The sequence below is a fragment of the Azohydromonas caseinilytica genome, assembly GCF_012927045.1.
GTDB classification, from domain to species: domain Bacteria; phylum Pseudomonadota; class Gammaproteobacteria; order Burkholderiales; family Burkholderiaceae_C; genus Azohydromonas; species Azohydromonas caseinilytica.
This window is the reverse complement of record NZ_JABBFW010000033.1, coordinates 1-14,534: the sequence shown is the minus strand read 5'-3', so window position 1 is coordinate 14,534 and position 14,534 is coordinate 1. Positions and strand designations below refer to the sequence as shown.

Below are 14,534 nucleotides of genomic sequence, written 5' to 3'. Positions count from 1 at the left end.
GGCACCGATGAGCTCCACCGATTCCCCGTCTTCCGCCCCCGTGATGGCCGAGCTGCAAGGGCAACAGGTGCTGGTGCTGGGCCTGGGCGACTCGGGCCTGGCGATGGCGCGCTGGTGCGCCGCGCAGGGCGCGCAGGTGCGCGTGTGGGACTCGCGCGCCGAGCCGCCGCAGGCCGCCGCGCTCAAGGCGCAGTGGCCCGAGGTGCCGGTATTCTCCGGCGAGCTGGCGCTGTCGCAGCTGCAGGGGCTGCAGCTGCTGCTCAAGAGCCCGGGCCTGGCGCCGGGCGATGCACGCATCGAGCCGCTGCTCACCGCTGCGCGTGCCACCGGCGTGCGCATCGAGGGCGAGCTGGGCCTGTTCGCGCGTGCGCTGGCCGCGCTCAAGGCGCGCCACGGCTACGCGCCGCGCGTGGTGGCCGTCACCGGCACCAACGGCAAGACCACGGTCACGTCGTTGACCTCGCTGCTGCTGCAGCGTTGCGGGCTGCGCGTGGCCACCGCGGGCAACATCGGTCCGACGCTGCTGGACACGCTGGCCCAGGCACTGGCGCAGGAAAGCTTCCCGCAGCCGGCGGCCGTCGAGGTCGATGCGGCGGAAGGAGCCGCCGTGACGGCCGTCGCGGCGCACGCCGATACCGATCTCGCCAGTGCCGATGCCGGCGCGGCCGACGCTGTCGTTGCCCAGGTGGCGGACCTGGACCTTGCCGCCAACACGCCGGCGCTGCCTCCGCCGCCCGCGCCGGCACCCGTGTTCTCGCACCTGCCCGAGGCCTGGGTGCTGGAGCTCTCCAGCTTCCAGCTCGACGGCGTGCAGGGCTTCGAGCCCGACGCGGCGGTGGTGCTCAACATCACGCAGGACCACCTGGACTGGCATGGCGACATGGCGGCCTATGCCCGGGCCAAGGCCGCCATCTACGGCCGCGACGCGGTGATGGTGGTCAACCGCGACGATCCGCAGGTGGAGGCCATGGTGCCGCCGCCCACCGTGGTCAAGGCCTCGGTGCGCGGCGGGCGCCCGCGCAGCGTCTCGCGCCGGGTGGTGCGCTTCGGGCTGGACGCGCCGCGCGCGCCGGGCGACTTCGGCCTGATCGAGGAGCGCGGCATCGCCTGGCTGGTGCGCGCACAGGGCGACGAGGAGCCCGGCCCGCGCCGCCGCCGCGACGAGCAGCCCGAGATCCGGCTGCAGCGCCTCATGCCTGCGGACGCGCTGCGCATCCGCGGCCGCCACAACGCCGCCAACGCGCTGGCGGCGCTGGCGCTGGCCAGCGCCGTCGGCTGCCCGATGAGCCCGATGCTGCATGGCCTGCGCGAGTACCGCGGCGAGCCGCACCGTGTCGAGCCGGTGGGCCAGGTCGGCGGCGTGGAGGCCTTCGACGACAGCAAGGGCACCAACGTCGGCGCCACCGTGGCTGCGCTCAACGGCCTGGGCTCGGACCGCGACCCGGCCAAGCTGGTGGTGATCCTGGGCGGCGACGGCAAGGGCCAGGATTTCGGCCCGCTGGCCGAGCCGGTGGCCCGGTACGCGCGGGCGCTGGCGCTGATCGGGCGCGACGCCCCGGCGCTGCAGCAGGCGCTGGCCGCCACCGAGGTGCCCATGCAGCGCTTCGACACGCTGGAGGCCGCCACCGTGTGGTGCTTCGAGCAGGCGCGCCCGGGGGATGCCGTGCTGCTGAGCCCGGCGTGCGCGAGCCTGGACATGTTCCGCAACTACGCGCACCGGGCCGAGGTGTTCGTGTCCGCGGTGGCCGCGCTGGCCGCCGAGCGCGGGGAGTCGCTGCTGTGAAAGCGCTGCTGCGCAAGCTGATGGGGATGCGCTCGCTGGCGCGCGCGCACCCGCTGCCCGTGCGCGACTTCGTGCGCACGGCGCCGGCGCAGCCCGCGCGGCTCTCGGGCTTCGACCAGGGCCTGCTGTGGGTGACGGTGGGGCTGCTGGCGCTGGGGCTGGTGATGGTCTATTCGGCCACCGTGGCGCTGCCCGACAACCCGCGCTTCGCCCGCTACTCGCCCACGTATTTCCTGGTGCGCCACCTGGCGGCGCTGGGCATCGGCTTCGTGGCCGCGCTGCTGACGGTGCAGATCCCGGTGGCGCAGTGGGAGAAGTGGGCGCCGTACCTGTTCCTGGGCTCGCTGGTCGGGCTGGTGGTGGTGCTGGTGCCGCACGTGGGCGTGTCGGTCAACGGCGCGCGGCGCTGGATTCCGCTGGGCATCATGAACTTCCAGCCCAGCGAGGCCGCGAAGCTCGGCATCGCCATGTACGCCGCGAGCTACATGGTGCGCAAGATGGACATCAAGGAGCGCTTCTTCAAGGCGGTGCTGCCGATGGGCGTGGCGCTGGGCGTGATCGGCGTGCTGCTGCTGGCCGAGCCCGACATGGGCGCCTTCATCGTGATCGCCGCCGTGGCGCTGGGCATCCTGTTCCTGGGCGGCGTCAACGGCCGCATGTTCTTCCTGAGCGTGGCGGTGCTGCTGGGCGCCTTCGTGCTGATGATCGTGTTCAGCGACTTCCGTCGCGAGCGCATCTTTGCCTACCTCAATCCCTGGGACGAGCGCTACGCGCAGGGCAAGGCCTACCAGCTCACGCACTCGCTCATCGCGCTGGGCCGCGGCGAGCTCACCGGCCAGGGCCTGGGCAACAGCGTGGAAAAGCTGCACTACCTGCCCGAGGCGCACACCGATTTCCTGCTGGCCGTGGTGGGCGAGGAGCTGGGCTTCGTCGGCGTGGCGGTGGTGATCGTTGCCTTCTTCTGGCTGGCGCGGCGCATCTTTCACATCGGGCGCCAGGCCATCGCGCTGGACCGCGTCTTCGCCGGGCTGATGACGCAGGGCATCGGCATCTGGATGGGCGGGCAGGCCTTCATCAACATGGGCGTGAACCTGGGGCTGCTGCCCACCAAGGGCCTGACGCTGCCGCTGATGAGCTACGGCGGCTCGGCCATCCTGATGAACCTGGTGGCGCTGGCCATCGTGCTGCGGGTGGACATCGAGAACCGGCAGCTGATGCGGGGAGGCCGCCCATGAGCCGCCACCTCGTGATCATGGCCGCGGGCACCGGCGGGCATGTCATCCCGGGCCTGGCCGTGGCGCGCGAGATGCAGCAGCGCGGCTGGAGCGTGAGCTGGCTGGGCACGCCCGCGGGCATGGAAAACCGCCTCGTGCCGCCCTCGGGCATCACGCTGGACCGCATCGGCTTCAGCGGCCTGCGCGGCAAGGGGCTCGTGCACACGCTCACCGGCGGCATGCGCTTGCTCAAGGCCTTCGCCGAGTGCCTGGGCATCCTGCGGCGCCGGCGCGCGGACGCGGTGCTGGGCATGGGCGGCTACGTCTGCTTCCCCGGCGGGATGATGGCCGCGGCGCTGGGCAAGCCGCTGGTGCTGGTGAACGCGGATGCGGCGCTGCTGCTGAGCAACAAGGCGCTGCTGCCGGTGGCCGACGGCGTGGCCTTCGGCTTCGACGGCCAGGCCGCGACCGCCACCAAGCGCGCCACCGTCACCGGCAACCCGGTGCGCGCCGAGATCGAGGCGCTGCCCGCGCCCGAAGCGCGCTTTGCCGGGCGCCAGGGCCCGCTGCGGCTGCTGGTGGTGGGCGGCAGCCTGGGCGCCAAGGTGCTCAACGAGACGCTGCCCGCGGCGCTGGCGCTGCTGGAGCCCTCGCAGCGCCCGCTGGTGACGCACCAGACCGGCCTGGCCCACATCGACAGCGTGCGCGCCGCGTACGCCCAGGCCGGCATGCAGGCCGAGCTGCTGCCCTTCATCGACGACATGGCGCAGCGCCTGGCCGATTGCGACGTGGTGCTGTGCCGTGCCGGCGCCGTGACGGTGAGCGAGCTCTGCGCCGCCGGCGTGCCCAGCATCCTGGTGCCGCTGATCGTGAGCACCACCTCGCACCAGCGCGACAACGCCGCCTACATGGCGCAGCACGGCGCCGCCATCCACCTGCCGCAGGCCGAGCTCTCGCCGCAGTCGCTGGCGCAACGATTGGCCGCGCTGCAGCGGCCGCAACTCCTGGCCATGGCCCGGCAGGCCCGCGCGCTGGCCCGGCCGCGCGCCGCCGCCCGCGTGGCCGACACCATCGAACAGCTCGTCAAGAAAACATGAAACACGCCGTCAAGCACATCCATTTCGTCGGCATCGGCGGCGCCGGCATGAGCGGCATCGCCGAGATCCTGCACAACCTGGGCTACGTGGTCTCGGGCTCGGACCAGGCCGACAGCGCCACCACGCGGCGCCTGGCCGGGCTGGGCATCCGCGTGCACATCGGCCACGAGGCCGCGCAGATCGAGGGCGCGCAGGCGGTGGTGACCTCCACCGCCGTGCGCGGCGACAACCCCGAGGTCATCGCCGCGCGCGCCCGGCGCATCCCGGTGGTGCCGCGCGCCATCATGCTGGCCGAGCTGATGCGCCTGAAGGCCGGCATCGCCATCGCCGGCACGCACGGCAAGACCACCACCACCTCGCTGGTGACCAGCGTGCTGGCCGAGGCCGGGCTGGACCCGACCTTCGTCATCGGCGGCAAGCTCAACAGCGCGGGCGCGAACTCGGCGCTGGGCAAGGGCGATCACATCGTGGTGGAGGCCGACGAGAGCGACGCCTCCTTCCTCAACCTCAGCCCGATCCTGTCGGTTGTCACCAACATCGACGCCGACCACATGGACACCTACGGCCACGACTTCGCGCGGCTCAAGGGCGCCTTCGTCGAGTTCCTGCATCGCATGCCCTTCTACGGCGCGGCGGTGCTGTGCGGCGACGATCCCGGCGTGCGCTCCATCATGCCGATGGTGTCGCGCCCCATCGTCAGCTACGGCCTGGGCGAGGACGTGCAGGTGCGCGCGGTGGACGTGCAGGCGCTGCCCGGCGGGCAGATGCGCTTCACGGTGCGCCGGCGCAACGGCGCGAAGATGCCGGACCTGCGCATCACGCTCAACCTGCCCGGCGAGCACAACGTGCGCAACGCGCTGGCCGCCATCGCGGTGGCTACGGAGCTGGAGATTCCCGACGAGCCCATCGCCGCGGCGCTGGCCAAGTTCGGCGGCGTGGGCCGGCGCTTCCAGCGCTACGGCGAGCTGCAGGGCGAGCAGGGCCGTTTCACGCTCATCGACGACTACGGCCACCACCCGGTGGAGATGGCCGCGGTGCTGGCCGCCGCGCGCGGCGCCTTCCCCGGCCGGCGCCTGGTGCTGGCCTTCCAGCCGCACCGCTACACCCGTACGCGGGACTGCTTCGAGGACTTCGTGAAGGTCATGGGCCAGGCCGACGCGGTGCTGCTGACCGAGGTCTACGCCGCGGGCGAGAGCCCGATCGTGGCCGCCGACGGCCGCAGCCTGGCGCGCGCGCTGCGCGTGGCGGGCAAGGCCGATCCGGTGTTCGTGGACGACGTGGCGACTCTGCCGCAGGCGATCGCCGAGTTCGCGCGCGAGGGCGACGTGGTGATTTCCATGGGCGCGGGCTCCATCGGCGCGGTGCCGGCCCGCGTGGTCGAGATGCTCAAGGCCGCGGGCTGAGGGAGGGGCATGGACATGAACGTCAACGTGAATGTGAAAGCGCTGGGCAAGGTGGCGGTGCTCATGGGCGGCAGCTCCGCCGAGCGCGAGATCTCGCTGCTGTCGGGCGGCGGCGTGCTGCAGGCGCTGCAGTCGCAGGGCGTGGACGCCCACGCCTTCGACCCGGCGCAGCGCCCGCTGGCCGAACTCGAGACCGACGGTTTCGAGCGCTGCTTCATCGCTCTGCATGGCCGCCACGGCGAGGACGGCACGGTGCAAGGGGCGCTGGAGCTGCTGGGCATCCCCTACACGGGCTCGGGCGTGATGGCCAGCGCCATCGCCATGGACAAGGTCATGACCAAGCGCGTGTGGGCCGCCGAGGGCCTGCCCATGCCGCGCCAGGTGGTGCTGCGGCGCCCCGAGTGCAGCCCCGAGCGCCTCGCCGCGGTGGTGGCCGAGCTGGGGCTGCCGCTGATCGTCAAGCCGCCGCACGAGGGTTCGTCCATCGGCATGACCAAGGTGGAGCAGGCCTCGCAGCTGGCCGCCGCCGTGGAGCTGGCCGCGCGCCACGACAGCGTGGTGCTGTGCGAGGAGTTCATCCAGGGCGCGGAGCTGACCTGCCCGGTGCTGGGTGAGGGCGAGACGGCGCAGGCGCTGCCCGTGATCCGCATCGTGCCGCCGCCGGCGGGCTACGACTACAACAACAAGTACTTCACCGACGAGGTGAAGTACCTGGTGCCCAGCGGGCTCGATGCCGCGCTGGAGGCGCGCGTCCAGGACATCGTGCTCAAGGCCTACCGCGCGCTGGGCTGCCGCGGCTGGGGCCGCGCCGACCTGATGCTGCGCGCGAGCGACGGCGCGCCCTTCCTGCTGGAGATGAACACCTCGCCGGGCATGACGGGCCACTCGCTGGTGCCGATGTCGGCGCGCGCTGCGGGCATAACCTATGAACAGCTGTGCCTGAGGCTGCTGGCCGCGGCCGCGCTGGACGGCGGCGCGCGGGGCTGAGGGCGGGAGCACACGACACATGGCTGCTCGTGCAACGGTCCCGCTGCCGCCCGACGTGCGGCTCACCAACGCGGTGGCCAGCCTGATCTACGCGGCGGTGCTGCTGGCGCTGCTGGGCGTGGCGGCGCAGTGGGCGTCGCGGCTGCCCCTCTTCGCGCTGCGCGTCGTCAGCGTGGACGGCGAGTTCGAGCGCAGCAACCCCGCGCAGTTGCGCAACGAGGCCGTGCCACAGCTGCGCGGCAACTTCTTCACGCTGGACCTGCAGGCCGCGCGCGAGGCCTTCGAGGCGCTGCCCTGGGTGCGCCAGGCGGTGCTGCACCGCGTCTTCCCCAACCGGCTGGAGGTGCGGCTGCTGGAGCACCGCGCCGCGGCCATCTGGGCCGGCGGCGAGGAGGGCGCGGACCGGCTGGTGAGCACGCAGGGCGAGATCTTCGAGGCCAACGTCGGGGACGTGGAGGACGAGGGCCTGCCCGTGTTTGAAGGCGGCGAGGACAGCGCCATGCGCATGCTCGGCCTGTACGAGCGGCTGGCCCCGGTGTTCGCGCCCATGGGCGGCATCAGGCGGCTGCGGCTGAGCCAGCGCGGCTCGTGGAGCGTGGAGCTGGGCACGGGCAACGGCGCCGGCCCGGGCCGCGGCGCGCAGGTCGAGCTCGGCCGTGGCACCGACGTGGACATCGCCGCGCGCAGCGAACGTTTCGTGCGCACGCTGCCGCAGGTCACGACGAATTACGGAAGACCGCTGCAATATGCCGATCTGAGGCACAAGGACGGCTACGTCGTGCGGCTCCAGGGAATTACGACCACGCTGCCGGTGGCGGCAGTGAAGAAAAGCAAATAGGGCAGGCAATGGCCAAGGAATACAAGGATCTTGTGGTCGGGCTGGACATCGGAACCGCCAAGGTGATGGCGGTGGTGGCCGAGGTGTTGCCCGGTGGCGAGCTGCGGGTGGCAGGCTTGGGAGTGGCCTCGTCGCACGGGCTCAAGCGCGGCGTGGTGGTCAACATCGACGCCACGGTGCAGAGCATCCAGCAGGCGCTCAAGGAAGCCGAGATGATGGCCGACTGCAAGATCGGCCGCGTCTACACCGGCATCACCGGCAGCCACATCCGCGGCCAGAACTCCACCGGCATGGTCATCGTGCGCGACAAGGAGGTCACGCCGGTGGACGTGGCGCGCGTGGTGGACACGGCCAAGGCCATCAACATCCCCAACGACCAGAAGGTGCTGCTGGTGGAGCCGCAGGAGTTCGTGATCGACGGTCACGAGGTCAAGGAGCCCATCGGCATGAGCGGCGGGCGGCTGGAGGTCAAGGTACACATCGTCACCGGCGCGCAGAGCGCGGCGGAGAACATCGTCAAGTGCGTGCGCCGCTGCGGGCTGGAGGTGGAGCAGCTCATGCTCAATCCCAGCGCCTCCAGCGCGGCGGTGCTCACCGAGGACGAGCGCGCTTTAGGCGTGGCGCTGGTGGACATCGGCGCGGGCACCACCGACGTGGCCATCTTCACCGGCGGCTCCATCCGCCACACGGCCGTGATCCCCATCGCGGGCGACCTCATCACCAGCGACATCGCCATGGCGCTGCGCACGCCGACCAAGGACGCCGAGGAGATCAAGGTCGAGTTCGGCGTGGCCAAGCAGCTGCTGGCCGACCCGGCCGAGCAGGTCGAGGTGCCGGGCCTGGGCGACCGCGGACCGCGCATGCTCTCGCGCCAGGCGCTGGCGGGCGTGATCGAGCCGCGCGTGGAGGAGATCTTCTCGCTGGTGCACCAGGTCATCCGCGACAGCGGCTACGAGGAGCTGCTCTCCAGCGGCATCGTCATCACCGGCGGATCGGCCGTGATGCCGGGCATGGTGGAATTGGGCGAGGACATTTTTCTGAAACCCGTGCGCAAGGGGCTGCCGACCTATCACGGCGCCCTGCACGACATGGTGGCCAACCCCCGGTCGGCCACCGTGATGGGTTTGCTGGAGGAGGCACGGCTGGCCCGTGCACGCGGCATCAAGGCCGCGGCGCAGGCCGGCTCCGTGAAAACGATGTTCGGTCGCGCGCGCGACTGGTTTCTTGGGAACTTTTGAGAACGCCGGGCACGGCAGGCTTCCCGGCTGGGCCAACGTACGGACACTTGCACATCAGGAGGTGCAACCATGGCTATCGAGATGATCGAGGAATTCGACCAGGGCACCCAGATCCGCGTGATCGGGGTCGGTGGAGGCGGCGGCAACGCCGTGGACCACATGATTGCCCAGGGCGTACAGGGCGTGGAGTTCATCGTCGCCAACACCGATGCGCAAGCACTCAATCGCTCCAGCGCACAGCACACCATCCAGCTGGGCACCAGCGGGCTGGGTGCGGGCGGCCGGCCCGACAAGGGCCAGGCCGCGGCGGAGGAGGCGGTGGACCGCATCAAGCAGACGCTTGAGGGTGCGCACATGGTCTTCATCACCGCCGGCATGGGCGGCGGCACCGGCACCGGTGCCGCGCCCGTGATCGCGCGCGCGGCCAAGGAGATGGGCATCCTCACCGTGGGCGTGGTCACCAAGCCCTTCGAGTTCGAGGGCGCGCGCCGCATGAAGCAGGCCGACGCCGGCGTCAACGAGCTCGAAGCCAACGTGGACAGCCTCATCGTCGTGCTCAACGAGAAGCTGCTGGAGACGCTGGGCGACGACATCACGCAGGACGAGGCCTTCGCCCAGGCCAACGACGTGCTGCGCAACGCCGTGGGCGGCATCAGCGACATCATCCACATCCCCGGCCTGGTCAACGTCGACTTCGAGGACGTCAAGACCGTCATGAGCGAGCCGGGCAAGGCCATGATGGGCACGGCCACCGCCAGCGGCCCGGACCGCGCCAACAAGGCCGCCGACGCCGCCGTGGCCTGCCCGCTGCTCGAAGGCATCGACCTCTCGGGCGCGCGCGGCGTGCTGGTGCTCATCGCCGCGAGCAAGGCCACCTTCAAGCTGGCCGAGTCGCGCAACGCCATGAACACCATCCGCCGCTACGCCGCGGAGGATGCGCATGTCATCTACGGCACCGCCTACGACGAGAGCCTGGGCGACAAGCTGCGCGTGACCGTGATCGCCACCGGCCTGAGCCCGAGCAAGCGCGCGCAGGCCGCGATCAGCATGGTGCACAGCAACGCGCGCACCGGCACCGACAACCTGCCCGTGCTCAACAACCTGGCCTCCGCGCCGCCGGCCGGCGCCGCCGACTACAGCGTGCCCAGCGTCTGGCGCCACGGCCGCAGCGCCGCGGCCAAGGTGGACGCGCTGGCGAGCAACGGCATGGACGAGATCGAGATCCCGGCCTACCTGCGCAAGCAGGCGGACTGAGCCAGCAATTCCGGCCTGTCTCCTGAACCTGCCTGCATCCAGGGCCGCCGCGAGGCGGCCCTTTTGCTTGGGGCGGCCCCTTCACGAGTTCACGTTTCTTTGCCGTTCTTTGCTTGGCCCTGACGCGCTGCGGCGCGCGCGCATCAGGGAAAATCCCGGCATGCTCAAGCAACGCACCCTCAAGTCGCTCACCCGGGCCGTCGGCGTGGGCCTGCACGGCGGCCACAAGGTGGAGCTGACGCTGCGCCCGGCGCCGCCGGACACCGGCATCGTCTTTCGCCGCATCGACCTGCCCGTGCCGGTGGACATCCCCGTCAACGCGCAGGCCGTGTGCGACACGCGGCTGGCCTCCACCATCTCCCCCGGCGGCGACCCCGGCGCGCCCAAGGTGCACACCATCGAGCATGTGATGTCGGCCTGCTGCGGCCTGGGCATCGACAACCTGCTCATCGACATCACCAACGAGGAAGTGCCCATCCTCGACGGCTCGGCCGCGAGCTTCGTGTTCCTGCTGCAGAGCGCCGGCGTGGTCGAGCAGAACGCGCCCAAGCGCTTCATCCGCGTGCTCAAGCCGGTGGAGGTGCGCGAGGGCGAGGGCGCGGCGCTGAAGTGGGCACGGCTCGATCCGTACCACGGCTACCGGCTGAGCTTCGAGATCGAGTTCAAGCACCCGGCCGTGGACTCCACCGGCCAGCGCGTGGAGTTCGACCTGGGCTCGGGCCGCTACCAGCGCGACATCGCCCGCGCGCGCACCTTCGGCTTCACCAAGGACGTGGACGCCATGCGCGCGCGCGGCCTGAGCCTGGGCGGCAGCATGGACAACGCCATCGTGGTGGACGACACCCGCGTGCTCAATGCCGACGGGCTGCGCTACGACGACGAGTTCGTCAAGCACAAGATCCTCGACGCCATGGGCGACCTCTACATCGCCGGCCACCCGCTGCTGGCCGCCTACAGCGCCTACAAGAGCGGCCACGCCCTCAACAACAAGCTGCTGCGCGCGCTGCTGGACGACCGCGGCGCCTGGGAGATCGTGAGCTTCGACGACGAGCGCCAGGCGCCGCAGGGCTTCACGCAGCTGGCTTCGGCCTGGTGAAGCCGCTGACCCGCCCGACATGCTGATCTTTCGCCTCGTCTTCGGACTGCTGCTGGTGGCCGGGCTGCTGTGCTTCGCGATGTACATCGGCACGCGCGACGTGCGCTGGCGCCGGCGCGGCGTCGTGATCGTGAAGTGGACCGTGATCGCCGGCCTGGGCTTCTTCGGCGTCATCGCGCTGGAGCGGCTGGCGCTGGTGCTGTAGCGGCGCGGCGCGGCCCGCGGGCCGCGGCCCGCGGCCCGCGGCCCGCGGCCCGCGGCGTCCATAGTTCACGCCACGCCACATTTCAAGCTCGTGTTTGTGGCCGGAGGTTGCGGCTGGCCTCTGGGCGTTTCATCCTGAAGCGCGCCCGCGTCGGGCCGGCCGATGCTGCCGGCATGACGATTTCTGCTTCTTCCCTGAACCTTCCCTTTCGGCTCGGCAGCGCCATGGCCCTCGTGCTGGCCGCCGGCCTGGCCGCTTGCGGCGGCGGCGACGAGCCGGATACGGCACCCGAGACCGTGGCCCAGGCCGTGAGCTCCTCCACCTCGGCGCAGGCGCTGGGCGAGACGCCGGCGGCGGGCCTGCCCGAGGCGTCCGGCGCGGAGCTGCCCAGCGAAAGCGCCATGGCCGTCGTTGCCGGCAGCAACTGCGGCCTGGCGAACTTCCAGGCCGAGCTGATGCAGCGCATCAACGCCTACCGCGCGCGCGGCGCCAGTTGCGGCAGCTACGGCAGCTTCGCCCCGACCACGGCGCTCACCTGGAACGACCCGCTGCAGAGCGCCGCGGCGCGGCATTCCAAGGACATGGCCAGCAAGAACTTCTTCAGCCACACCGGCTCGGACGGCAGCAGCGCGGGCACGCGCATCACGCAGGCCGGCTACAGCTGGCGCACCTGGGGCGAGAACATCGCCGCCGGCCAGACCTCGGTGCAGCAGGTGGTGGACGGCTGGATGGCCAGCCCCGGCCACTGCGCCAACCTCATGAAGCCCGCCTTCAGGCACGTGGGTGTGGCCTGCGTCAGCAACAGCGCCAGCACCTACCGCATGTACTGGACCATGGACCTGGCCGCGCCGCTCTGAGGCCGCGGAAGGCTTCAGAGCCTATTTGGTGAGGACGCAACGGGTACGAAGCCGTCGCGTCCGCATCGCCTTACGATGGCGGCCACCTGAACCAAGGGAGGCAGGCCGTCATGACATCGCCCATTTCCGGCGACCGCCGCGAGCTGCGCGTGCGCGGCACGGCCTGGGCCCGCGCGCTGGCGCGTGCCCTGGCCGCGCGGGGCGTGAGCCCCAACCAGATCTCGGTGCTGAGCATCGCCTTTGCCGCCGCGGGCGCCGCGGCGCTGTGGGCCGGCGGCTGGTGGACCCTGGCGGCGGCGGCCTGCATCCAGGGCCGGCTGCTGTGCAACCTGTTCGACGGCATGGTGGCGGTCGAGCATGGCCGGCAGACGGCGCTGGGTGTGATCTACAACGAGTTCCCCGACCGCATCGCCGATTCGCTGCTGATCGTGGCCGCCGGCCACGCCTGCGGCTGGCCGGCCCTGGGCTGGTTCGGCGCGCTGGCCGCGGCGCTCACCGCCTACGTGCGCGTCTTCGGCGCCGCCTGCGGCCAGGGCCACGACTTCCGCGGCCCCATGGCCAAGCAGCACCGCATGGCGCTGCTCACCGCGGCGGGCCTGCTGCAGCCCTTCGTCACGGCACCGTGGCCGCTGCGCGTGGCGGTGGCCGCCATCGCCGCAGGCAGCGTGCTCACCTGCGCCACGCGCACCCACGCCCTGGCGCGGCGGCTGCGGGCCGCAGGCACGCCATGAACGCCTGGCACCGCCTGCAGCGCGACGCGCTGCTCACGCTGGTGCACTGGATCGTCGGCGGGCGTGCCGCCTTCGACGTGCCGCTGCAGCTGCCCTGCGTCATCTTCGCCAACCACAGCAGCCACCTCGACACGCTGATGCTGCTGGCGGCGCTGCCCGCCCACCAGCGCGCCCTGGTCCGCCCCGTGGCCGGCGCCGACTACTGGGACGCCACGCCGCTGCGCCGCTACGTCGCGCAACGGCTGCTGCGCGTGGTGCTGATCGACCGCGTCGCCGGCGGTGCCCAGGCGCTGGAGCCGCTGCACGCGGCGCTGGCCGCCGGCGACTCGCTCATCGTCTTCCCCGAGGGCACGCGCGGCACGCAGCCGCTGCCCGCGCCCTTCAAGTCCGGCCTCTACCACCTGGCGCAGGCGCATCCCGGCGTGGCGCTGGTGCCGGCCTACCTGGAGAACCTGTACCGCTCGTGGCCCAAGGGCGCGCCGGTGCCGCTGCCGCTGATGTGCCGGGTGCACTTCGGCAGCGCGCAGGCGCGGCAGCCCGGCGAGGACAAGGCCTCGTTCCTCGCCCGCATGCGCGACGCGGTGTGCGCGCTGGCCCAAGGCTGATGCCATGCCCACGCTGAGCCCGTACTTCCTGCGCACCGGCGCGCTGCTGCTGGCGATCCTGGTGATCGCCTCCCTCATCGGCGCCGTGCTGCACGCGCGCACCGGCGGCGCCAGCGAGACGGTGCACAACCTCAATGCCCGCATCCGCGCCTGGTGGGTGATGGTGGCGGTGCTGTTCGTGGCCATGGCGCTGGGGCCGCTGGCCACCGTGGTGGTGTTCGGCTTTTCCTCGTTCATGGCGCTGCGCGAGTTCCTCACGCTCACGCCGACGAAGTCCAGCGACTACTGGGCGCTGTTCCTGGCCTTCTTCGTGGCGCTGCCGGTGCAGTACGTGCTGCTGGGGGTGCAGTGGTACGGCCTGTTCGCCATCTTCATCCCGGTCTACATGTTCGGGCTGATCTCCTCGGCCTCGGCGCTGGCGCAGGACACGGAGGATTTCCTGTCGCGCAACGCCCGCATCATCTTCGCGCTCATGGCCGCCGTGTACGGCGTGAGCCACGCGCCGGCGCTGCTGATGCTGCGCATCCCCGGCTTCGAAGGCCGCAACGTCGAGCTGCTGTTCTTCTTCACCTTCACGGTGCAGATCAGCGACGTGCTGCAGTACGTGTTCGGCAAGCTGTTCGGGCGGCACAAGCTGGTGCCGCGGCTGAGCCCGAACAAGACCTGGGAGGGGCTGATCGGCGGCGCGCTCACGACCGTCGTGCTGGGCGCGGCGCTGCACGGCGTCACGCCCTTCGGGCCCTGGGTGGCGGCGCTGATGGCGGCGCAGATCGTGGCCTGCGGCGTGCTGAGCGGGCTGGTGATGTCGGCGGTCAAGCGCTCGCTGGGCGCCAAGGACTGGGGCCACGGCATCGCCGGCCACGGCGGCTACATGGACCGGCTGGACTCCATCACCTTCGCCGCGCCGGTGTTCTCCCACCTCGTGCGCTACTTCTGGACGCCGTAACGCTCATGCCGTGATGAAGTATTCCGTTTGCCCTGAGGTATCGAAGGGTGAACGGCCCTCGCCGGGGTGCAACCATCGCGCAGCCCACGGATTCGCACTTCGATACCTCAGTGCGAACGGGTCATTTCACGACCCAGGTGGAATTCCAATCAGCCTAAATCCGGCAGTTACCCCGTTGCCGGAAGGCCGGGAGGTACAGGAGAAGCGCGCAAGGACGGCGCGATGCGATCGCTGATGTAGTGCAGCATCGCGCCCCAGGGGTCGAGGTTGCTGAACTGCT

14 protein-coding genes are annotated in these 14,534 nt (G+C 71.3%); all 14 read left to right on the top strand.

From position 1 onward, the window contains the following. The first annotated feature begins 7 nt into the window (after positions 1 to 7). The 14 genes from HHL10_RS26240 (at position 8) to HHL10_RS26175 (ending at position 14,254) form a co-directional block, all read left to right on the top strand. Complete coding sequence (locus HHL10_RS26240; RefSeq protein WP_235971810.1) at positions 8 to 1,783, top strand: Mur ligase family protein; 1,776 nt, start codon at positions 8 to 10, stop codon at positions 1,781 to 1,783. Positions 1,784 to 1,803: 20 nt separating this feature from the next. Continuing rightward, the gene (gene ftsW / locus HHL10_RS26235) at positions 1,804 to 3,018 is read left to right on the top strand and encodes a putative lipid II flippase FtsW (RefSeq protein WP_169163415.1); all 1,215 of its coding nucleotides are present in this window, start codon (positions 1,804 to 1,806) and stop codon (positions 3,016 to 3,018) included. Then, positions 3,015 to 4,094 carry an undecaprenyldiphospho-muramoylpentapeptide beta-N-acetylglucosaminyltransferase gene (murG, locus tag HHL10_RS26230; protein ID WP_169163372.1) on the top strand — a complete coding sequence of 360 codons (1,080 nt, stop codon included), beginning with the start codon at positions 3,015 to 3,017 and terminating at the stop codon, positions 4,092 to 4,094. Before ftsW ends, murG begins: the two co-directional genes overlap by 4 nt. Further along, on the top strand, positions 4,091 to 5,497 hold the full coding sequence (murC, locus tag HHL10_RS26225; protein ID WP_169163371.1) for a UDP-N-acetylmuramate--L-alanine ligase: 1,407 nt from the start codon (positions 4,091 to 4,093) through the stop codon (positions 5,495 to 5,497). The genes murG and murC overlap by 4 nt, the downstream gene beginning before the upstream one ends. Positions 5,498 to 5,506: 9 nt before the next feature. Further along, positions 5,507 to 6,484 (top strand): D-alanine--D-alanine ligase, encoded by a 978-nt coding sequence (locus tag HHL10_RS26220; protein ID WP_375138985.1) that lies wholly within the window; start codon positions 5,507 to 5,509, stop codon positions 6,482 to 6,484. 19 nt (positions 6,485 to 6,503) lie between these two features. Further along, positions 6,504 to 7,322, top strand: coding sequence for a cell division protein FtsQ/DivIB (locus HHL10_RS26215; RefSeq protein WP_169163370.1), 819 nt, complete (start codon positions 6,504 to 6,506; stop codon positions 7,320 to 7,322). Between the two features lie 8 nt (positions 7,323 to 7,330). Continuing rightward, positions 7,331 to 8,560, top strand: a complete 1,230-nt coding sequence (gene ftsA / locus HHL10_RS26210; protein ID WP_169163369.1) for a cell division protein FtsA — start codon at positions 7,331 to 7,333, stop codon at positions 8,558 to 8,560. A 69-nt stretch (positions 8,561 to 8,629) separates the two neighbouring features. Then, positions 8,630 to 9,814 carry a cell division protein FtsZ gene (gene ftsZ, locus HHL10_RS26205; protein WP_169163368.1) on the top strand — a complete coding sequence of 395 codons (1,185 nt, stop codon included), beginning with the start codon at positions 8,630 to 8,632 and terminating at the stop codon, positions 9,812 to 9,814. Positions 9,815 to 9,974: 160 nt separating this feature from the next. Beyond that, positions 9,975 to 10,910: a UDP-3-O-acyl-N-acetylglucosamine deacetylase gene (lpxC, locus tag HHL10_RS26200; RefSeq protein WP_169163367.1), complete on the top strand. Its 936-nt coding sequence runs from the start codon at positions 9,975 to 9,977 to the stop codon at positions 10,908 to 10,910. A gap of 19 nt (positions 10,911 to 10,929) precedes the next feature. Beyond that, positions 10,930 to 11,115 (top strand): hypothetical protein, encoded by a 186-nt coding sequence (locus HHL10_RS26195; RefSeq protein WP_169163366.1) that lies wholly within the window; start codon positions 10,930 to 10,932, stop codon positions 11,113 to 11,115. A gap of 224 nt (positions 11,116 to 11,339) precedes the next feature. Further along, positions 11,340 to 11,972, top strand: a complete 633-nt coding sequence (locus tag HHL10_RS26190; protein WP_235971809.1) for a CAP domain-containing protein — start codon at positions 11,340 to 11,342, stop codon at positions 11,970 to 11,972. A gap of 110 nt (positions 11,973 to 12,082) precedes the next feature. Beyond that, on the top strand, positions 12,083 to 12,703 hold the full coding sequence (locus HHL10_RS26185) for a CDP-alcohol phosphatidyltransferase family protein (RefSeq protein WP_169163365.1): 621 nt from the start codon (positions 12,083 to 12,085) through the stop codon (positions 12,701 to 12,703). Beyond that, complete coding sequence (locus HHL10_RS26180; RefSeq protein WP_169163364.1) at positions 12,700 to 13,308, top strand: lysophospholipid acyltransferase family protein; 609 nt, start codon at positions 12,700 to 12,702, stop codon at positions 13,306 to 13,308. Before HHL10_RS26185 ends, HHL10_RS26180 begins: the two co-directional genes overlap by 4 nt. A 13-nt stretch (positions 13,309 to 13,321) precedes the next feature. Further along, positions 13,322 to 14,254, top strand: a complete 933-nt coding sequence (locus HHL10_RS26175) for a phosphatidate cytidylyltransferase (RefSeq protein ID WP_375138986.1) — start codon at positions 13,322 to 13,324, stop codon at positions 14,252 to 14,254. Positions 14,255 to 14,534: the final 280 nt, after the last annotated feature.